Source organism: Allobosea sp. TBD101 (assembly GCF_059817965.1).
The window spans coordinates 3,521,090-3,541,238 of record NZ_CM187543.1 but is presented as its reverse complement, the minus strand read 5'-3'; the positions used below and the strand labels follow the sequence as shown (position 1 = coordinate 3,541,238).

The window sequence follows — 20,149 nt, the reverse complement described above, 5'->3', positions numbered from 1 at the left end:
GGGGCGGCTGCGGCATCGCATGCCTCTGGACCGCGCCTGCAAAACATGGGAACCGATGCGATGCGGACGGATGGCTCCGCATCGCGCCCGGGGCTCGCTTCCATGTCACGCAAAGGCCGTCTACTCGGCGTCGCTTTCGCCGCCTTCGCGCTGATCTGCCTCGTCGCGACCTATGACTATTCGAGGGGCCGCATCCCGCAGACGCGCTCGGCCCTGGTCTCGGACGTGCTGGCCGTCACCAATGGCCGCGAATGCGCCCGGGACGCGACCGAGATCGTCACCCGCTACATTCCGATCGGCACTGGCAGGGCCGATGCCGAGCGCGCGCTCTCGGAGATCACGATCGATCCGCCCAAGCCGTGGTTCTGGACTCCTGCCGTCGAGAACAGCACCGTTTCGCAAGGCGCGACGATTGAGGCGCTGCACACGATCAAGGCGACCGCCTTCGGCACCAATCTGCTGCGCATCTATCTCGGTTTCGAGGACGGCAAGGTGAAGCGCGTCGCCGCCGAGGTCGTCTGCCATTTCGGCTGAGGACGGCGACGCGGTTCCGTACGGAACGTCAGACGGGGCCGGTGTACTCGCCGCGCGCCGGATAGTCGTTCTTGATCGCGAAATCGAGCGCCTGCAGCAGCTCGGAGAAGGCCGGTCGCGCGAAGGGCATCGACTGGACGGACGAATAGTAGATCGTGCCGTCCGTGCGGACGAGGAAGACACCGGGCTCCGAGAACAGGGCAGGCTCCTCGATCCCGATCGAGGTCTTGCCGCGTGTGGCTGAGATGTAGAGCCCCCAGTCGCGCGCGCTGGCGAGATCGAGCCCGTAGCCGATGCGCAGGCCGGAGGCGTTGATCTTTTCCGCCATCTGCCGGGCACGATCAGCCTCGTCGCTGCTGATGGCGATCGTCTCGACCCCGCGCTGGGCGAAATCCGGCACGAGCCGCTCGAGCTCCCGCAGATAGGTTGCGCAGATCGGGCAATGCAGGCCGCGATAATAGCAGATCAGCGTGAAGCGCTCGGGCTTCTGGGCCGCGAGATCGAACGGACCATGTGCGACGGTATCGACGCGGAGTGCGGGGGCGGGTTGACGGGGATGGGGCATGGCGAACTCCTCTTGCCTAATGAAGCGGAGGTTGTCAGATTTAAAGTCATGGATGGTTCAGAAAACATGATCGAAGGTTCAGGGTCGCCGCGCGATCGGCTGTCCGTGTTCTTTCGCCTGTTCTCGCTCACTGTCGTTCCGCTCCGTCCGGCGGGGGGCGAGCGCGCGAACATGGTGATCGGTCTTGCTGCCGGCGGGGTGCCCGCCATCGCTCTCGGCACCCGTGCCCATGACGTCCTCACCGCAACACGCGCCGCGGCGCATATCGATTTCGAGAGCAGCGCCAATCCCCTGATGCGGGCCGTACCCGATCCGCTGCTCGTCCCGCTGCTGCCGGGCACGGCATTGTCGACCGTGGCCGAAGGCTTCGTGACGGAGCTGGAGGCGGGGCGCTGCGGCGCGCCGCTCGCGGTCGACTATCTCGGCCGCCTCGCCCTGCTCATGGTCCTGCGGCATGCGATCGAGGCGGGGGCCGCCGATGCCGGCCTGCTGGCGGGGCTCGCGCACCCCAACATCTATCCCGCTCTCGTCGCGATTCACGAGCAGCCGCAGCGCAACTGGCAGGCTGGCGATCTTGCCGGACTTGTCGGTCTGTCCCGTACGCGCTTCATGACGCTCTTCGCGGAGATCGTCGGGGTGCCGCCGATCTCCTATCTCAACGGCTGGCGCCTCGCGTTGGGGCGCCGGGCACTTGCGCGCGGCGGGTTGATCAAGACGGTCGCGCGGCAGGTCGGTTACGGCAGCGCTGCCGCCTTCTCCCGCGCCTATGCGCGCCATTATGGCAGCGCTCCTGTGGCCGCGCGGGCATCTGGCGGGCGCGGCGGTGCTTCCTCGTTGACACGAAACCCGCCTCATGCGACGCCGCGCGCATGACCAGCGTGCCCCTTTCGCCTGCCTCCCAGCCCCTGCGCATCGGACTTGCCGGCCTCGGCACGGTCGGCGCCTCCACATTGCGCATCCTGCGTCGACAGGAAAACGCGCTGGCGGCGCGCTGCGGCCGAACGATCCGCGTCACCGCCGTCTCGGCGCGCGACCGCAATCGCGATCGCGGCATCGATCTCGGCGGGCTCTCCTGGTTCGACGATCCGGTCGCGCTGGCGAAGTCGGACGAGATCGACTGCTTCGTCGAATTGATCGGTGGCTCGGACGGCCCGGCCAAGGCGGCCGTCGAGGCGGCCCTGTCGGCCGGCAAGCATGTCGTCACCGCCAACAAGGCGCTGCTGGCCGCGCACGGCGTCGCGCTCGCGGACCTCGCCGAGAGCAAGGGCGTGGCGCTCGCCTTCGAGTCCTCCTCGGCCGGTGGCATCCCGATCGTGAAGACCCTGCGCGAGGCGCTGGCCGGCAACAATGTCAGCCGCATCTCCGGCATCCTCAACGGCACCTGCAATTACATCCTCTCGCGCATGGAGCAGGAGGGCCTGACCTTCGAGGCCTGCCTGAAGGACGCCCAGCGCCTCGGTTACGCCGAAGCGGACCCCACTTTCGACGTCGAAGGCTTCGACACCGCCCATAAACTCGCGATCCTGACGAGCCTCGCCTTCGGTACGAAGATCGACGCCGAAGCGATTCATGTCGAAGGCATTTCCGCGATCACGCCGCTCGACCTCAAGATGGCCGACGATCTCGGCTATCGCATCAAGCTGCTTGGCGTCGCCGAGCGCACCAAGACCGGCATCGAGCAGCGCGTGCACCCGACCATGGTGCCGAAATCCTCCCCGATCGCGCAGGTCATGGGCGTGCTCAATGCCGTCAGCGTCGATGCCGACGCCGTCCGCGAGATCACGCTGGTCGGCCCCGGCGCCGGCGGCGACCCGACGGCCTCGGCCGTCGTCGCCGATATCGCCGACGTCGCGCGCGGCACCGCCGGCCTGCCCTTCGGCCTGCCCGTCTCCCGCCTGGAAGAGGCGAAGCGCGCCCCGATGCAGCGCCATGAGGGCGGCTACTATGTCCGTCTCGCGGTCGCCGATCGCCCCGGCGCCGCTGCCGCCATCGCGACCCGGATGGCCGAAGCCGATATTTCGCTGGAGAGCATCGTCCAGCGCCGCTCGCCCGAGGCCGCGACGCGCGATCCCGGCGGCCGCTCGGGCGCGCCGGTTCCGGTCGTGCTCATCACCTATGCCACGAGCGAAACCACGATCCGCGCCGCGCTCGAAAAGGTCACCGCCGACGGCCATGTCGCGGAACCGCCGCAAGTCATCCGCATAGAGCGGGAACAGGCCTGACCGGCCATACCTGCCAAACTCATTGCAAGGGGACTCTTTTCATGTCCGTCGATCTCCGCATCTCCCCCGACCAGATCATCGAGCGCTATCTCTCGATGGAGCTCGTGCGCGTCACCGAGCGCGCCGCCGTCTCCGCCGCCCGCTGGCGCGGCCATGGCAACGAGAAGGCGGCCGACCAGGCCGCGGTCGACGCGATGCGCCGTGAACTGAACCGCCTGCCGATCGACGGCGAGATCGTCATCGGCGAGGGCGAGCGCGACGAGGCGCCGATGCTCTTCATCGGCGAGAAGGTCGGCAACAAGCAGGGCCCGAAGGTGCATATCGCGGTCGATCCGCTCGAGGGCACCACGCTCTGCGCCAAGGACATGCCCGGCTCGATCGCCGTGATGGCGATGGCCGGCGCCGGCAGCCTGCTCTATGCCCCTGACGTCTACATGGACAAGATCGCGATCGGCCCGGGCTATCCGCAGGGCGTCATCGATCTCGATGCCTCGCCGGCCGACAACATCAATGCGCTGGCCAAGGCCAAGGGCGTGAAGCCGAGCGAGATCTCGACGCTGATCATGGACCGCCCGCGCCATGCCAAGCTGATCGAGGAAGTGCGCAAGACCGGCTGCTCGATCCGCCTGATCACCGACGGCGACGTCGCCGGCGTGATCTTCTGCACCCAGCCCGAGAAGACCGGCATCGACCTCTATCTCGGCATCGGCGGTGCCCCTGAAGGCGTTCTGGCTGCTGCGGCGCTGCGCTGCGTCGGCGGCCAGATGCAGGGCCGCCTCATCCTCGACACCGAGGAGAAGCGCGTGCGTGCGGCCGGCATGGGCGTCACGGACCCCAACAAGAAATACGACATGTCGGAAATGGCCTCGGGCGACGTCATCGTCTGCGCCACGGGCGTCACCGATGGCGGCATGCTGTCGGGCGTGCGCTTCGGCAAGGACGTGATCGAGACCGAGACGCTGGTCTACCGCTCGATCACCGGCACCGTCCGCCGCATCTATGGCGAGCATCGCGAGCTCTCGAAGTTCCAGCTCGACTGAGTACTTTGCTCACACGGTCATCCCGGGCGTAGCGAAGCGAAGGCCCGGGATCCATGCCGGAACGGTTCAGGCATGGATTCCGGATCGGTGCCGCTGACGCGGCTTGTCCGGGATGACGTGAGAGGAAATCAAATCACAGCCCCCGCCGCCGCTCGTCCGGCGATGCGGCCCGAGAAGGTGCAGCCGCCGAAGGAGGGTGCCTTCCTGCGCCCGGTAGCCATCCACGCCGCAGCCGAGGCCGGCGGCATAGAGCCCCGGCTCGCCTCCATCGTCCGGCCCACGCGACGACAGGTTCGTCATCAACGCGCCCGGTGATTTCCGCGTCAGGATGGTGAGCCTGACCGCGATCGATGGTCCATGCGCGGGATCGGGGGTGTGAGGCGCGCTTTGCCGGGCGCTTGCATGCAGTATGGCGGGGCTGCCGGGCCCGGCCAAGCTCGACGCCGGTTGACCTCGCGCCCGCTATGGGCGACGCCGTTGGCACGATGAGTCTGGTGCAGCAGTCCCGTGTTTTTCTCGGCGTGACCCGTTCCGCCCTTGGCCGTCCCTGGCGCGATCGCCTCGATACGGCGGGCCTCGGCCGGGCCGAGGCGCTCTCCCAGCGCGAAGGGCTCTCCGACATCCTCTCGCGCCTGCTCGCCTCGCGCGGCGTCGAGCCGGCCGAGGCCGCGCTCTTTCTCGAGCCGAAGCTGCGCGACCTGCTGCCGGACCCGGCCATCCTCACGGACATGGAACCCGCCGCTGCCCGGTTGGCACAGGCGGCGATGCGCGGCGAGCGCGTCGCGATCTTCGGGGACTACGACGTCGACGGCGCTTGTTCCTCGGCGCTGCTCGCGGGCTTCCTGACGCAGGGCGGGGCACGCCCGCGCATCCACATCCCCGACCGGCTGATCGAAGGCTACGGTCCCAATTGCGAGGCGATCCGCATGCTGGCGGGCGAGGGCGCGACCCTGCTCGTCACGGTCGATTGCGGCACGACCAGCGAGGAGCCTTTGGCGGAGGCGCGCCGTCTCGGTCTCGATGTCGTCGTGCTCGACCACCACCAGGCGCCGGAGCGGCTGCCCACCGTCGAGGCGCTGGTCAATCCGAACCGGCAGGACGACCTGTCCGGTCTCGGCCACCTCTGCGCCGCTGGCGTCGTCTTCCTGTCACTGGTCGCCACGAGCCGGACCCTACGCCGGCATGGCCATTGGGCGGCGCGTGGTGGAGAACCCGACCTGCTGGCGATGCTGGATCTCGTCGCGCTCGCGACGGTTGCCGACGTCGTGCCCTTGCAGGGGCTCAACCGCGCCTTCGTCCGACAGGGATTGGCGATGATGCGCAGCCGGGCGCGGCCGGGCCTCGCCGCGCTGATGGACGTCTCCGGCCTCGACGGGCCGATACAGCCTTGGCATCTCGGCTTCCTGCTCGGCCCGCGCATCAATGCCGGCGGGCGCATCGGTGATGCCGCGCTGGGCGCGCGCCTGCTGCTGACCGATGACGAGGTCGAGGCGCGCACCATCGCGACCGAGCTCAACCGCCTCAATCAGGAGCGGCAGGAGATCGAGCGCCTCGCCGTGCTGGAAGCGGTCTCGCAGGCCGAGCACGAGCTCGCCGGCACGGCCGAGCTGCCGGTCCTGCTCGCTGGCAGCGCCGACTGGCACCCCGGCATCGTCGGCCTTGTCGCGGCCCGGCTGAAGGAGCGCTTCCGCCGTCCAGCCTTCGCACTGGCGCTGAACGGGGAGGGGGGCGCGACCGGCTCCGGCCGCTCCGTCGCAGGCGTCGACCTCGGCCGCGCGGTACGCGCGGCCGTCGAGGCAGGGCATGCGGTCAAGGGCGGCGGCCATGCCATGGCGGCGGGCGTGACGCTGGCGTCCGGCCAGGCTGGTGCCTTCCACGCTTTCCTCAACGCGCATCTTCAGCGCGAGGTCGAGGCGGCCGGCGATGCCGAGGCGCTGCTGATTGACGCAGCGCTCAGCGCGGGCGGTGCGACGCCTCGTCTTCTCGCCGAGATCGACAAGGCCGGCCCTTTTGGTTCCGGCAGTCCGGAGCCGGTCTTCGTCTTCCCGGCGCATCGCCTGACCGACGCGATCGAGATCGGTACTGGCGGCCATGTCCGCATCAAGCTGCGTTCCGGCGACGGCGCCAGTATCGGGGGCATCGCCTTCCGGGCGGCGCAGGAGCCGCTTGGCCAGGCTCTGTTCGCCGCGCGTGGCGAGATCGTGCACCTCGCGGCGACGCTCTCGCTCAATCGCTGGGGCGGCCGGGAGACGGCGGAACTGCGCATCCTCGATCTCGCGCGCCCGGTCTGACGCGCTGCCGGCTATTTTCTTGTGAACGGGTGCTTGCGGAGCGGGAAGCCTGCCACTATACCTCGCCCCGCTTCGGCACGAACCCCAGCGGTTCGCGGCAAAGCGGTCTTCGTCTATCGGTTAGGACACCAGCCTTTCACGCTGGGGAGACGGGTTCGACTCCCGTAGACCGCGCCAGCCCTTGATTTTCCTCGATAATTTGCCGTTTTTAGGACTACTGGAAACCGGCTTTAGGACCGGTTTTTAGGACCGCTTTCGCGCGGCACGAATCCAGCCTGGAGGCACGGTCGCCGGGAGCATGCGGCGCGACGATGTTGTTGACGTTGTCCTGGTCGAGGACATGGTCATCGGCATGATCGACGAGGGGTGAGCGCGGGCTGCGTTCGCTATTCGCACGACCAAGCACCGCCTCCGCGTTCCTGCCGCAAGGGGGTGCCCAAGTTCCCAGGTTCCCAGAGGGATTTCGCCCCCCTTTTCGCGACAATCTCCCGCAGGCTGCGATCTCGCGCCGGTATGCCAAAACTGCTTGGGAACTCGGGAACCTGGGAACCGCCACTGCTATCACCTTGAAAAACAAGGACATGGCGGTTCCCAAGGCTCCCGGCAGCGATTGGGAACCGTGATCAGTCTTCCCGCGCGTTCACCGGAATGAATTGGAAAGGCGAGGCAGCGTAGGAATGCCTCATGGCTAACACCAGTAGAACAATCAGCTTCACACCCACGGGCCTGACGAGCGGCCTGGAACTGCTGGCGATAATGTGCTGGCCCGAGACGGGAAAGCGTGCCGAGACACTCGTCTCCTTCGCCGCCGAAGTCATCCACCGGGGCGAAGGCTTCAGCACCGACGCAGCCGCGAACCCGATATATCCGCCGCCTGAAATTTCACTCGGCCTGCAACGCCATGGTGGATTCGCAGGCCACGCGCGACTTCAGCATTGGCCGTCACTAGGCGGCATCGCATTCATTGAGAATGCTGCAAATGTAGTTCGGGACGTGAGGGAACGCCTCTTTCTTCCAAACGGCGGATATCGCGGTGTAGCGGAAGCACCGGGCATGACCGAGATCGAGAGACAGATGGCGCACGCAATGCAGCACGGAGCGCTCGCATCGGCACTCTTGGTTTTGGCGATCGCGCGAATGGCAGCCAGCAAAGACCTGGAGACGAGCCCCTCGCTTGGAAAAGCAATCACGCTGCTAGAGGGCGTGAAGCTTCAGGTCAAAGCAAAGGTCACGCCCTCGGGATTCGGCCAGGAGAGGATACTGAAAAAGCATTGGAAACAGTGGTCGCCGGTCGCGCCATTGTGGGCAGCGGCGATAATCGCTGGTGGCTTCCAATGGCCTTCCGATGGCCTGTCGTTTGATGGGCCTGAGATGGCGGAACGGATTTTCGATGCTTTGAGCGATCCTCTGAGATTGGCGAAATTGTCCTCCTACAGCAACTGGCTTGCCGATCTCATGACGACGCTTGTTCCGTCCGGCGCGGCTCGCCCGCTTCTCGCACCGCATTCCATTTTTCGCCTCGATACGGGCCTTCCACCGCAGAGCCCGCCACTGCCCCCGCTTCAAGCATCCGAGATCGCGATCATTCGTGGGCATGAGACGGCAACCTTGAAGAAGTCCGATCTGGGATAACCAGTGCACGGCAGGCGGACACTGGTGTCCGGCCTTCCAGCACCGGCCAGCCGTTTCGCAAAACTTCGTCGCAACTTGGGCCGCAATCGGCACCTAGCGACGAGGTAGATCATGGAACTCGAACACGAAGACAAGAACTGGCCTTTCGACCAGGGCGGAACGACAGATGAAGTTGCCCGCTTGCGAAAGCAGATGTGGACGGCTGAATTCCGCCCGATCCCTGTCCGTAACGCGGATGATTCCGGTCCGTCGCCGGGGAAACGCCCGGACGGTGCAAACTGGCAAGTCCTGGCGCGGCAAAACCCTCCGTATGCTGTCGAGGCCCCCGTCTCTCCGGCGGCCCTCAACACCGGTCTCCTGTGTGACGGCCTCCGGCCCCTCGACATTGATGTAGAGGATGAGGCTACTGCCGCTCGAATTCGGATGCTGGCCCTGGACATGCTGGGTCCCGGACCGGTGAAGACGCGTTCGAACAGCGTCAAGTGCACCATCCTATACCGTGCGGCAGAAGGAGAGCCGCGTAAACTTCACCGGACCGGGGCCTCGCACGACAGCAAGACTGCGGGAGCGAGCATGAAAATCGAAGTGCTCGGCTGGGGGAATCAGATGGTCGCTTATGGCCTGCATGAGACCGGCGTCGCTATCCAATGGGAAAACAACATGGGTCCGGGGACCGGCGTGGTCCTCGCCGACCTTGCTCCAGTTACCGAAGAGCAGGTCGAGCGTTTCCTCGATGCTGCGGGTGAACTGATTGGGGCAACGACCCAGACTCGGCAGATGAGCCTCGACGAGACCAGCGTGCACCCGCCGCGCATGCAGCACCACGGAGCAGAAGCAGAGCCGTCCGACGTGGCCCGCGCGCTCAACGTGATCCCGAACGACGGTCCCGCCGACTGGAATGACTGGAAGCGCATCGGCCTTGCGGCGTATGCGGCAACAGGCGGGTCCTGGGATGGGTTCGATGCGTTCGATAGCTGGAGCCGCAAGAATCCAGCCTATGACGCCCGGAAGACTCAGCAGGCGTGGGAGGAAATGCGCCGGTCGCCTCCGTCCAACATCGGTGCCGGTACCTTGTTTTTTCTGGCGCGGCAGGCTCGTCCCGATTGGCAGCCATCCGAGCGCCTCCGGGACAACGCTTCCGTCGCAACGCAGTCACGGCTCGAAATGAGATTACCGCAGGGCTTCTCCCTGGCCAGCGATGGTGTCTGGTTTGTCGATCCGCACCCAAAGAAGGAGGGAGACGCAGAGGAAAGGTGGGTGTGCGGGCCGCTGAAAATCATCGGCGAATGCCGCGACACGAACAGTTACGGCTGGGGTGTTGTAGTCGGATGGACAGACAATAGCAGTGTGCCACACGAGGCTATCGTCGCGCGACGGCAGCTTCCGTCGCCAGATGGTGGCTCCTCGATCGCGGCTATGCTGGAGGATGGTGGTCTTCGATGCGGAGATTCACGGCTTCTACGTAAGTTCTTCCAGGGGCTCCATACAGATCGCAAGCTGCGGTTGGTGCCTACAACCGGGTGGCACCAAGACGACGCAGGTTATGTGTACGCGCTGCCAACGGGGGAAGTCTTCGGCCCAACGGAACATAACGTCATTCTCGATCCCCAATCACGACGTGTCGGCGATGAAGTCGGTCAGGCTGGCACCCTGGATGAATGGCAAGATCAGGTAGCTCAATATGCCGTGAATAATTCCCGAGTAGCCTTCTTTATGTCTGCTGCATTCGCGGGAACTCTATTGAACGTAAATGCAGAACCTAGCGGCGGAATACATCTTGTCGGAAAAAGCCGATCAGGTAAATCAACATCCCTTTTTGCCGCTGCGTCTGTCTGGGGCAAGGGAACTCGTAAGGTAATGCAGTGGCGCGCTACCTCGAACGGTCTCGAAGCGATCGCGAAAGCTTCCAGTGATGGCGTAATACTTCTCGACGAGATCGGTCAGGCGAACGGAAAGGAAGCTGGAGACGCCATCTACATGTTGGCTAACGAAGGAGGAAAGCAGCGGGCCAATGTGCATGGCGGCGCGCGAGAGCGCGTATCCTGGCGAGCCATCATGCTCTCGACCGGTGAGATCGGCCTCGAAAGCAAGATGAATGAAGCGAACCGCTCTATGGCTACGGGTCTGCACGTTCGCCTCGTCAACGTAGAGGCGGATGCCGGGGTTGGTCTGGGTGCGTTTGAGCATCTTCATGACAAGGCATCGCCAGCAGCACTCGCAGATCATCTCAGGGAGGCGTCAGGTCGCCACTATGGCGTAGCAATTCGGAAATTCCTTGAAGATGTCTCCCACCTTCGTGCGAACGGAGATACCGAATTGCGTGATCTCGTCGAGGGTTTCCGCCAGCAGTTCCGCGAAGCGAATGTTCCTCCGGGTGCAGATGGACAGGTCGAATCCGTGGCCGGGCGCTTCAGCCTCATCGCTGCCGCTGGCGAACTCGCCACGGCGCTGGGAATTTTGCCCTGGCCCAAAGATGAGGCGCTGCGCGCAGCCGGTAAATGCTTCGCCGTTTGGCTCTCGGCTCGCGGCCATTCTGGTGCTGGGGAAGACGAGGCCGCGATCAAACACGTCAGGCGCTTTGTCCTCTCTCATGGCATGACGCGGTTCGCGCCCAGCGATGTCCCCAACGAGGTCATTCGGGATCGCATCGGGTGGCGTCGAGAAACTCAAACAGGCTCTGCCTATCTCTTTCACAAGGACCTTTGGGATCAGGAAGTATTCAAAGGGGCAATGATCGATCCCAGGAGGGCTTTGGAAGCCCTCAATCGCGCCAATCTCTTGGAAACGAATGAGGGGCGTCTGACATTCCGCATGAGTATCGGCGGGCAGAAAATCCGCGTTGTTTGGGTCAGGCCCACCATCATCGAAGACTGATCACGGTTCCCAATCGCTGCCGGGAGCCTTGGGAACCGCCATGTCCTTGTTTTTCAAGGTGATAGCAGTGGCGGTTCCCAGGTTCCCGAGTTCCCAAGCAGTTTTGGCATACCGGCGCGAGATCGCAGCCTGCGGGAGATTGTCGCGAAAAGGGGGGCGAAATCCCTCTGGGAACCTGGGAACTTGGGCACCCCCTTGCGGCAGGAACGCGGAGGCGGTGCTTGGTCGTGCGAATAGCGAACGCAGCCCGCGCTCACCCCTCGTCGATCATGCCGATGACCATGTCCTCGACCAGGACAACGTCAACAACATCGTCGCGCCGCATGCTCCCGGCGACCGTGCCTCCAGGCTGGATTCGTGCCGCGCGAAAGCGGTCCTAAAAACCGGTCCTAAAGCCGGTTTCCAGTAGTCCTAAAAACGGCAAATTATCGAGGAAAATCAAGGGCTGGCGCGGTCTACGGGACCCCTCTGGCCCGTTTTTGGACCTCTAACGAACCCGTTCTTTTGATTGCGGGTTTCCTGATCCGGGGTAGCGTTTTCGCTGTTTCGGAGCAGATCGGCCTGTGAAGCGGGCCGGAGAAGGTGGTGAGGCCGCGATCGAGGATGGGGCGTTTTGGACTGGTTCCCTTCACGAGATGCTCGGTCAAGGGAGGTATTTTCCGGTTCCGCCTCCAACTTCCTGCCGACGTGTTCGCGAGGCTCGCTGCTGCCGAAGTCGCCAATGCGCGACGGACGGTGAGCTTCTCGCTGAAGACGCGTGATCCCCTGACCGCCCGAAGCCGAGCCCTGCGGGCTGCCGCTGATGTCAGCGACATGATCTCGGCCATTCGGTCCGGGTCGATCCTGCCCTGGCAGTTCGTCCCGACCATGTACCAGCAGGATCGGATCATCATTCCGAACAGCGGCCAGAAGCCGGTGGTCTCGAAGCGTGCTGGTGCGGGCGTGGCGAAGCCGAAGAAGAACGCGATGACCCTGCACCGCGTGTACAAGGAGGTGTACCTGCCCCGGCGAGAAGATCGAAAGGGAGCACCGCCGCGCCGTAGGGCTCGGCTGGACATGGAGAAGGCGATCGCGCTCTTCGTGGCTTCTTCCAGTGACCTCGCCATCACCAACATCTCGCGGAGGGAGGCGGAGAAGTTCGTGCGCGGGCTGGAGGTGGGCTCGATCGGCACGAAGAAGAAGATCGTCATTGCGCTCTCGACGGTCTGCAATGCCGCCGTCGCGGCTGATCTGATCCCGGCCAACCCGTTCAGGGGCCTCGGCCCGGACAGATCGGCGATCGCAGCAGCCCGGCGCAGCTACTCCCGGCTCGATCATGATCAACTGGCCCGGTTCTTTGGCCGAACCGAGCGCGAGGACGGGGCGGTGCTGTGGCTTCCCCGATTACTCCTCCTGACCGGGGCTCGCCTGGAGGAGATGGCTCAGCTTCGCAGCGAGTGGTTCGTCCGCCGCGATGGCGTCGATGTGATCGACCTGCACGACGCGCAGGTGAAGAGCGCTCACAATCGCCGGTACATTCCGCTTCACCGCGACCTGCTCGACCTCGGCATCCTCGATCTGGTTAGCCGCTCTCCTGATCGGCTGTTCCCCGAGCTTCGGTATCGTCCTTCCGCCGAGCGCTGGAGCGGGGCGATCAGCATGAAGCTGAACAGGACGATCGACGAGGCTCTGGGGCGGGATCGGCGGCTGACGGTGCATTCGTTGCGCAAGACCTTCGAGCACGCCGCCTATGTGATCGGGGTACCCAAGCCTTCGATCAATGCGATCACCGGCCATAAACCGGCTGACGTGTCGGAGGAGCACTACCTGATGCTCCGGGACGATGTTGCGCTGCTGAAGCGGCACATCGACCAGATCGACTTCCCATTCCTGAAACAGGTCTGTTCCCCGATCGCGGTCTGAGAGGGGTCGTTTTTGACTGACTCTCGTGCACGAAGACCGAAAAGGGCATGGTCACCATGGTCATGCTCAACATGTTCTCGCTCACCCACATCACGTTGCCCTACGCGGCCACGGTCTCCTCACCGTTCTCGCTCGTGTCCGGGACGATCTCCCGGACCGTCAGGCCAGCGCGCTCCGCCCGCCCTTGAGCGCCCTGTAGATCGTGCTGGGCGCGACCTGAACGTGCTCGGCGATCTCGGCGACCGTCAGCGTGCCCTCGGTCATGAGCGTCTTCACGACGGTCAGCTTCACCGTGTCCAATGCCTTGGGGCGTCCTCCGACTCTTCCGCGTGCACGGGCTGCGCGAAGACCGGCCTGGGTACGCTCGCGGAGAAGCTCGACCTCCATCTGGCCCAAGGCCCCGAGAACGTTGAACATGAAGCGGCCCGCTGGGCTGGTCGTGTCGAAGCCCTCAGTGATGCTCTTCAGGCCGATCTCTCTCGCCCGCAGGTCTTCGGCGACATCGAGCAGGTGCCGGATCGACCTCGCCAACCGCGACAACGAGTAGATCGTGATCACGTCGCCTGGGCGGGCATGGTCGAGCAGCTTCTTCAGTTCGGGGCGGTCAGTCTTCAGGCCGCTCGCCGTCTCGATGTAAAGCTTCTCGCATCCGGCTGCCGTCAGCGCGTCGATCTGCAAGGCATGGTCCTGCGACGCTTGTGAACATCGCGCGTACCCGATCTGCATCCAGCCTCCCTCGCAAAACTCATCGCGAGGAGGTTCTCATGAGAAAGAGGTTTTGCAATCGAATTGTGCGACACCGTCGTCAGCAGAATCCCCGACGATCTCGCCCACATCACGTGCCTCGCGGAAACGACCGTTTGCGAGATGAGGGGCGTGACGAGGGTCGGAAGGGGATGGTTCCGGCTACGCTCGACGCCACGATCGGGGATCGTCGCCAGCCCAGGAAATGCAGGGTTTCCCGACACATTGACCGACGCTATCGTCATGAGATTCGGAGAGATCGCGATGACTAGCGTAAATACAAAGCGAATTTCTGAGATTTCGACGGCATATAGCTTGGTCGATGAGCCGCTAGATTCGCCGAAGCCGCTTAAGACAACCTTGGCCCGCTGGCCACACCTTGCATGTGAAAAATCTTTCGAGCCCAATGAGATCATGTTCAAGGCAGGAAAACCTAATCAACATGTGCTCTTGATCTCTGCTGGGGTGGTGAGAAGATACAAGACCCTCATGGATGGTCGCCGCCAAATCCTCGGATTTTCGATACCGGGAGACTGGATCGTTCCTTCTCTAGGAAATGAACTGAGCTTTTCGGCGGACGCGATCGATGCGGTGAGAGCCCATTCCTTCCGACGTGAAGGTCTCAACATCTCGTTCGCCGGGCAATCAGAGGTGTTGGCTCGCCTTTACGAACTCGCCCAGGCCCAACTGGCGGAGGCCGAGGAACACATACTGCTGCTCGGACGCCGACGCTCGGAAGAGAAGATTGCATGTTTTCTTCTCAGGATGCGCGAACGGTGGGCGCGGGTGGGTAGGCAATCGATAACAGTGCATTTGCCGATGTCTCGTCGCGATATCGCGGACTATCTCGGGGTTACAATGGAAACGGTCAGCCGCACGTTGGCCCGATTTGCGCGAGAGGGGATCATCTTGCCGGTTCCAGAGGGCGTGCGGCTGCTCAACGTTGGAAGGCTTGAACAGCTTTCCGGGTTTGAGGTTTCAGTGGCGGTATCGGCGGACTAGGCGACCGACTTGCGGCGGAGCCTTGGCTTCCGCCAGCAGTTTCGCGAAAAACCTGCGGCATCGCTCCATTTGCGGCGCAGAAGTTTGCCAATCCTTAGATCGTCGATGGCAGTGTCGCTGTTGAGGGGCTGCGCATGTCGTTACGACGAGACATTGCCGGGATGAGCGCGGTTCAATGGGCCGTGGTGTGCGGATGCTCGTTCATCATCGCTCTGGGAGCGGGGCTCGGGCTGCTGACGCCTTCGCCAGAGCGGGTGAATCATATCCGAAGAGAATTTCTACCTGCGGAACCTCAGGTGGTCGTTGTCCGCCCAGGTTCGCGATCGCTCAGCGAAACCCAGCAGGTGTCGTTCAGGATGTGCGGACGCGCGACCGGCGACTGCGTCGTTGACGGAGACACATTCTGGTACCGAGCCGAAAAAATCAGAATTGCCGACATCGACGCCCCAGAAACTGAGCAGGCCAAGTGCGCGAGTGAAAGGGCGTTGGGCGATCGGGCAAAGTACCGTTTGGCTGAGCTACTGTCTGAAGCGTCTTTCTCGCTCGAAGGCTATGGGTCGCGAGATCGGGATCAGTATGGCCGCCTTCTGCGCGTGGTTTACCAGAACGGGCGCTCCGTGGGCCAAATCCTGGTAGCCGAGGGATTGGCTCGGCCATGGCAGGGCCGACGCCGACCCTGGTGTTGATGATGGTGACGACGAAGAGAACAAGCCGGTGACCGCCCTCAGCGCCGACACTCCGACAAAGCCGCCGCCATCAGCCTCCACCACGGAGCGCGCCGCCTATCCGGGCAGTGAAGCGACGGTTGAACAGTTCATTGGCTTGGCTGACGAGTATCTCGCAGTGGCCCATTCGCTGCTTTCTCAGGTTAGCCGCAAAAGCTCGCTGTCCTCCGCCCCGGCGCGCCTGTGTGCGATTCATGCCGTCGAGATATATCTGAACGCCTTCCTCATCTTCCACGGCAGCGATCATAAGCAGGTGCGTGGGCTCCAGCACGATCTGGCTCAGCGGGCGGCTATGGCGACTGAGAAGGGCCTTCGCCTCCGGGTAAAGACACTGGCGCATCTCAGGCAAATCTATGATCAGCGTGAGTATCTGGTTGCTCGATACGGCCCGGAGCAGGCAGGCCGCTTGTCGGAACTCAACCGGATGTCCGCCACCTTGAAAGAGGTTAGCACGAAGGTCAGGGCAGCATTTCGGATGCAGCCTCCTCCTCTTGCCAATCGCGGCTAGAAGACCCTTTCATCCGTTTCCGGGATCGGATGAGCCAGGAGAATGGGTATTGATGGCGAAGGATTTGTCGGGAAACTTCTGAAACGCATGAGCGTTGCAGGGAGCATGATGACGCGCGAGCAGAGGGCCGGATTGGCGCGACTGATGCTCCGCTGGCCGGAAGGTCGGGCGGCCCTTCATTTGAAAGCCGCATCCGACGCTGCTTTGCGAGACCTCTGCGAAGTTACGAACTGGCCTGTGATGCCTCGGCCTACTGGTCGAGGTCGAACGCAGCAGGCGCTGGCGGCATCGCGGACGAGTACCGCTTGCTGATTTCCGAGTTGGAGTTCGAGGCACGCGAGTGGGCGCGTGGTTTCCCAGATCATGTTATCACCTACATCGACGGGTAGGCTATCGGCGTGGCGGCGGTCGCTCAGGCTGGTCTCTTCTAGCCGTGGCGATTCTCTGTTCTCGGAGCGATGTGCCCTATGCCCTTGACGACGGCTGGTTGGAGGATCATCGTCAGTAGCCTTGATGACGATGGCGACCAAGCTGAACACCACGCTGAGCCTGCCCGCCTGACTACCTAAACCCCACAATCTGGAAGCGAGGTCTTGCCATGATCTCGTATTTGCAAGCTGCGCGTGAACTCGACGCGCGGTGGACTGGCTCGTTGCAGTTTTTGCCGCCAACCCCGACGTTGCGGAACGAGCACGATTGTATCGTAGCCCGGCAGATTGCCGCAACGGAGGTCGATCTGTTCAATCGCTACGCCAGGGAAATCGCGGCGGCGAACGGGCTCAAGTTCGGGCTGTTGATCGATCTTTACGACATGCTGCTCTCGACCGGCCTGATTTTTGCCGACGAACTTGATGAAGCTCGGCCCGTCTGGTGCCAACCGCCGACATCTCGACACGCGCCCCCCTCGCCAGCGCCCAAGCCCGGCCGATCGAAGCCCAGGCTGCACCGGACGTATCGCGAGTAAGGCGCTCATCTCGGTAGCCGCTGGCTGGAATCGCAGCGAAACGTCCTCGCCTTGTCACAGAACTGGAAGCCCAGATGTGTGAACGGGCAATCGTCAGTATTCAGAGAAGCTCCTGGTCATCGTCTTGAGGCGGCCTATCGTCGGTGACTTCCTCGATCAACCAAGCATCTCTGACCAGCCAGTCGTGTGACCTGCCGCAGGCTGGACATGCCTTCAACAGGCGGGGAATGTTGCACTTCCCCTTTCCGCGATCATGCGTTTTTTCACCGGTAGCGACAGGCAGGCTGGTCTCGGGGCATCTGATGGCAAATTCGCGCATCTGTTCCGTCGTTCTTATTGAGCGCGGGCTCTCCTACACAATTCTAACGTAAGGGCAAGAGCGATAAGCCGGGGGCGTCGATCGCAAGCGAAATGAATCCTCCTGAACCGAAGCTGGTCGGCCAGGGATCAGTTCGCAGCGCCACTTCTCGGGCACAAGAAAGCCGTCTCGAACGGGGGGTAGTTCGAGACGGCTTTCGACGTGAGTTTGACCTCGACGCCACCCCGGTTCGGGGTACAATTATTTCTATCACGATTTGAAGACCGCCGCGATCCGAGGACGCCGACATTCGGATATCCGAGAAACGGGTCGCTGCGCCCCGACCGCATCGCATGTGCTGCGATCCGGGGGCGATCTTGTGGCTCAAGGCCCCACGTCGTCCTGGCCGAGCATCAGGTCGGCAGCGTCGTCAGATGTGCCTTTCAGAGAGGCCGAGCAGGCTGTTATACGGAACGTGGCGCGACGCAATCCGCGCCGTCCCACACTTTGGCCGCCACAACGGCGGCCCTTCTTTTCCGGGACCTCCGCTCAAGCCTGGAGACCGCTGAATGACGCAGAAGGAATGGCTGCGCCGCATCGAGGAACTGGAGCGCGAGCAGCGCGCACATTAATCAGAGGCGCGCGATGCCCAGGGGGATGCCGTTGGTGAGGCCATTCAGTTTCTCATCAACGAAGGGCGCGCCAATGGCTATTCCTTGCCTGACGGGCGGCCTCTGAAGACGGGATGAAGGACAGATCACCGTGCGTCGGCGGTTCAGTCCGGCTCAATGCCGCGCGTCCTCCGCGCCGAGCATCTCCACCCTGAATTTCAGCATCTGGTCGAAGACCGGCGTCTTTCGGAAATCCTCATCGTGCCCCCAGCCGGAAACACGTTTCTGTCTGCGGGTCTCCAGCATTCCAAGCCACGTCAGGGGCCGAAGGACGCGGGTCAGCATGGCGAAGCCTGGGAGGTCATGCGCGACGGGCTCGCCGATGGTGTCCATGATCGTACAGGCAGGGGTAAGATGGTCGGTCCTCGACCATTTGTGAGCGGTAACCGACAGGCACCAAAGAGCCAGCCCGGCATGATGTTGCGGCCAGAACTCCAGCGGGTTCCGGTCGAAATCCTGAAGGTTCATCCTCCAGAACACGGCTTGGAACAGTTCGCCGAGCAGAGCAGGCGCGGCTTCTTCCGCAAGCAATGATTTCGCGGCCTTGGTCGGTTTCAGGACCCCGGCGCGTTTCCGCAGCAGCCCAGCCACCTGCAAGGCGATGCGGGTGAAGAAGACGCCAAGGGCGTCCTGCTCGTTGATGACCTTGTTCATCGAGAGCGTGAGCGTCTTGTTGGAGCCCGGCCATTCCGTCTGGTCGAAGACGTGCCAGACATCCACCCCCTTGAGGAAGCCAGCCGGGGTCAGGACCAAGCCGCCCTGCTTCATCGCTAGGTCCAGCAGCAGCCGCGCGGCGACCACCATTGGAACGGCGAGCGCCGTCTTGATCGGCACGTCGTCAGGCATGAGCCGCAGAGCCCTCGGCATCCTGTAGGGAGGCTCCAGCAGCCCTTGATCGATGCGGGCTGGAGATGCGCCCAGGTGGGAGGGATCGAGGTCACATGAGGAGAATAGGCGACGCCCTGACGCAGCCTCAACATCCATGTCACATGCAATGCGTGGAAATTATCTCTTGCTCCGCTGGCAAGCGCGCAAGGTGGTCTTCGACCTTGGTCGAAAGGTGGAGGGCTTGCTTGACCTACGCCGCCGTCATAGGCGGACTGCATGCCGTTTCGAACCCTTGTCGCCGATGAAGAGGATATGACCAATCTGGTCGAGGTGTTCGACGCCGCGTGGATCGAAATCAACCATTCCACGCCGATCGCCCCGCCATATCGCTTGGCTGCTCAAAACCGGCTGGGCGAGATTATCGTCGCCATGTGGAGGGCTGATCCTGGCGCGCCAATCGTCGAGCGGGCGGTCGCCGAGTTCAATGCTCAAAGCTCAGTACCACCGCCCGGCCCGCAGGTGCTCTGAACTCCGGCGGTGTTGCTGGGCGACCGGCTGCCGAATGCGGTCGTCTTCAAACAAGCACCGGCATAGCTTCGACCATCACATCGTCAATGACCGGCACAGGGCGCTTCCTGGTCGTCATCACCGGCTCGATCGCGACCTTCAGAGGCTGATATCGGCCTTTGCTGCCCACAGTCGATATCGCCGAGACCGACAGGGCCGCCCCGTAGACTTCGGTGCGGAGGTTCTCGATCTCGATCGACCGTAGCTGTACCTCTCCGCGCCGCCGGAACGTGTGCACGAACTCAATGGTCGAAATCGAGCCAAGCTCAACAATGCCGTGGAAGTCCGCCTCACCGTACCAGCCCCATACCCCGACGCTTCGCCAACCCCGGTAGCGACGCCTCTGATAGGCCACGGCGTTGTGGGCCGACCTTCTCAATCGGTCGATATCGTGCGGACCAGCAATGGCGCGCTCGACCGTCAGCGCGTGGAGCCGCTGCGGTTCGCAGGCGAGAATGCGGCGAGAGACATGGAGCGCGTAGCGCCAAGCGCAGCCGGGGCACGAGACCTTCTGGCACCGATGGGCCGAACAGCAGGAATTGGGCATGATCTATTTAGCGGTGGTGAGCCCCCTCAACTAAATATGGGATGACAGACGCGTTCAAACAGTCGTTGCGCCAGCTTGCCGCAGACCTCAAGACCCAGAGAGACCTTCGCCATCCGTACGTCGTGAAGCAGAACGGCATGACTCGCCAGACCCTTGGAGAGGACCATTTCCAGGCGATGAACTCGGAACGTCGTCTCTGGATTGAGCGAAACTGCTCGGCCTCCGTTGCGTACGA

18 protein-coding genes and 1 tRNA gene are annotated in these 20,149 nt (G+C 63.3%); 14 read left to right on the top strand and 5 right to left on the bottom strand.

Going from position 1 to position 20,149, the window contains the following annotated elements:
• The first annotated feature begins 102 nt into the window (after nt 1-102).
• Complete coding sequence (locus tag AC6RIC_RS17190) at nt 103-534, top strand: hypothetical protein (RefSeq protein ID WP_499733229.1); 432 nt, start codon at nt 103-105, stop codon at nt 532-534.
• 28 nt (nt 535-562) lie between these two features.
• On the opposite strand, the gene AC6RIC_RS17185 is transcribed toward AC6RIC_RS17190, so the two are convergent.
• A complete protein-coding gene (locus AC6RIC_RS17185; protein ID WP_499733228.1) occupies nt 563-1,099 on the bottom strand; it encodes a peroxiredoxin-like family protein in 537 nt (178 codons plus the stop codon).
• A 66-nt stretch (nt 1,100-1,165) separates the two neighbouring features.
• Here AC6RIC_RS17185 and AC6RIC_RS17180 point away from each other — a divergent pair, with 66 nt between their 5' ends.
• From AC6RIC_RS17180 to glpX, 3 genes are read left to right on the top strand one after another with little or no spacing between them, the layout of a single operon-like run.
• Entirely contained in the window at nt 1,166-1,972 is an 807-nt protein-coding gene (locus AC6RIC_RS17180) for a helix-turn-helix transcriptional regulator (protein WP_499733227.1), read from the top strand.
• A complete protein-coding gene (locus AC6RIC_RS17175) occupies nt 1,969-3,321 on the top strand; it encodes a homoserine dehydrogenase (protein ID WP_499733226.1) in 1,353 nt (450 codons plus the stop codon). The genes AC6RIC_RS17180 and AC6RIC_RS17175 overlap by 4 nt, the downstream gene beginning before the upstream one ends.
• Before the next feature lie 41 nt (nt 3,322-3,362).
• Nucleotides 3,363-4,361, top strand: a complete 999-nt coding sequence (gene glpX, locus AC6RIC_RS17170; RefSeq protein WP_454657391.1) for a class II fructose-bisphosphatase — start codon at nt 3,363-3,365, stop codon at nt 4,359-4,361.
• 66 nt (nt 4,362-4,427) lie between these two features.
• On the opposite strand, the gene AC6RIC_RS17165 is transcribed toward glpX, so the two are convergent.
• On the bottom strand, nt 4,428-4,661 hold the full coding sequence (locus tag AC6RIC_RS17165) for a hypothetical protein (protein ID WP_454657390.1): 234 nt from the start codon (nt 4,659-4,661) through the stop codon (nt 4,428-4,430).
• Between the two features lie 164 nt (nt 4,662-4,825).
• Here AC6RIC_RS17165 and recJ point away from each other — a divergent pair, with 164 nt between their 5' ends.
• The 5 genes from recJ (at nt 4,826) to AC6RIC_RS17140 (ending at nt 13,060) form a co-directional block, all read left to right on the top strand.
• The gene (gene recJ, locus AC6RIC_RS17160; protein WP_499733225.1) at nt 4,826-6,652 is read left to right on the top strand and encodes a single-stranded-DNA-specific exonuclease RecJ; all 1,827 of its coding nucleotides are present in this window, start codon (nt 4,826-4,828) and stop codon (nt 6,650-6,652) included.
• Between the two features lie 102 nt (nt 6,653-6,754).
• Nucleotides 6,755-6,829: transfer RNA gene (locus AC6RIC_RS17155), tRNA-Glu, on the top strand.
• Between the two features lie 507 nt (nt 6,830-7,336).
• A complete protein-coding gene (locus AC6RIC_RS17150) occupies nt 7,337-8,284 on the top strand; it encodes a hypothetical protein (RefSeq protein WP_488851660.1) in 948 nt (315 codons plus the stop codon).
• Nucleotides 8,285-8,395: 111 nt separating this feature from the next.
• Nucleotides 8,396-11,158, top strand: coding sequence for a DUF927 domain-containing protein (locus AC6RIC_RS17145; RefSeq protein ID WP_499733224.1), 2,763 nt, complete (start codon nt 8,396-8,398; stop codon nt 11,156-11,158).
• Nucleotides 11,159-11,761: 603 nt separating this feature from the next.
• Nucleotides 11,762-13,060, top strand: a complete 1,299-nt coding sequence (locus tag AC6RIC_RS17140) for a DUF6538 domain-containing protein (protein ID WP_488851702.1) — start codon at nt 11,762-11,764, stop codon at nt 13,058-13,060.
• Between the two features lie 159 nt (nt 13,061-13,219).
• On the opposite strand, the gene AC6RIC_RS17135 is transcribed toward AC6RIC_RS17140, so the two are convergent.
• Nucleotides 13,220-13,786 carry a recombinase family protein gene (locus AC6RIC_RS17135; RefSeq protein WP_499733218.1) on the bottom strand — a complete coding sequence of 189 codons (567 nt, stop codon included), beginning with the start codon at nt 13,784-13,786 and terminating at the stop codon, nt 13,220-13,222.
• 282 nt (nt 13,787-14,068) lie between these two features.
• On the opposite strand from AC6RIC_RS17135, the gene AC6RIC_RS17130 reads away from it, so the two are divergent.
• The 4 genes from AC6RIC_RS17130 (at nt 14,069) to AC6RIC_RS17115 (ending at nt 17,003) form a co-directional block, all read left to right on the top strand.
• Nucleotides 14,069-14,806 (top strand): helix-turn-helix domain-containing protein, encoded by a 738-nt coding sequence (locus tag AC6RIC_RS17130; RefSeq protein WP_499733223.1) that lies wholly within the window; start codon nt 14,069-14,071, stop codon nt 14,804-14,806.
• Between the two features lie 134 nt (nt 14,807-14,940).
• Nucleotides 14,941-15,492, top strand: coding sequence for a thermonuclease family protein (locus AC6RIC_RS17125; RefSeq protein ID WP_488851680.1), 552 nt, complete (start codon nt 14,941-14,943; stop codon nt 15,490-15,492).
• Nucleotides 15,493-15,520: 28 nt separating this feature from the next.
• Nucleotides 15,521-16,039, top strand: a complete 519-nt coding sequence (locus AC6RIC_RS17120) for a hypothetical protein (protein WP_488851678.1) — start codon at nt 15,521-15,523, stop codon at nt 16,037-16,039.
• 598 nt (nt 16,040-16,637) lie between these two features.
• Nucleotides 16,638-17,003 carry a hypothetical protein gene (locus AC6RIC_RS17115; protein ID WP_499733222.1) on the top strand — a complete coding sequence of 122 codons (366 nt, stop codon included), beginning with the start codon at nt 16,638-16,640 and terminating at the stop codon, nt 17,001-17,003.
• Nucleotides 17,004-18,086: 1,083 nt separating this feature from the next.
• Here AC6RIC_RS17115 and AC6RIC_RS17110 read toward each other — a convergent pair.
• Nucleotides 18,087-18,806: a hypothetical protein gene (locus AC6RIC_RS17110; protein WP_499733221.1), complete on the bottom strand. Its 720-nt coding sequence runs from the start codon at nt 18,804-18,806 to the stop codon at nt 18,087-18,089.
• A gap of 270 nt (nt 18,807-19,076) precedes the next feature.
• On the opposite strand from AC6RIC_RS17110, the gene AC6RIC_RS17105 reads away from it, so the two are divergent.
• Nucleotides 19,077-19,328 carry a hypothetical protein gene (locus AC6RIC_RS17105; protein ID WP_488851532.1) on the top strand — a complete coding sequence of 84 codons (252 nt, stop codon included), beginning with the start codon at nt 19,077-19,079 and terminating at the stop codon, nt 19,326-19,328.
• A 46-nt stretch (nt 19,329-19,374) separates the two neighbouring features.
• Here AC6RIC_RS17105 and AC6RIC_RS17100 read toward each other — a convergent pair whose 3' ends face one another.
• Nucleotides 19,375-19,914, bottom strand: a complete 540-nt coding sequence (locus tag AC6RIC_RS17100) for a hypothetical protein (RefSeq protein ID WP_488851534.1) — start codon at nt 19,912-19,914, stop codon at nt 19,375-19,377.
• Between the last annotated feature and the right edge of the window lie 235 nt (nt 19,915-20,149).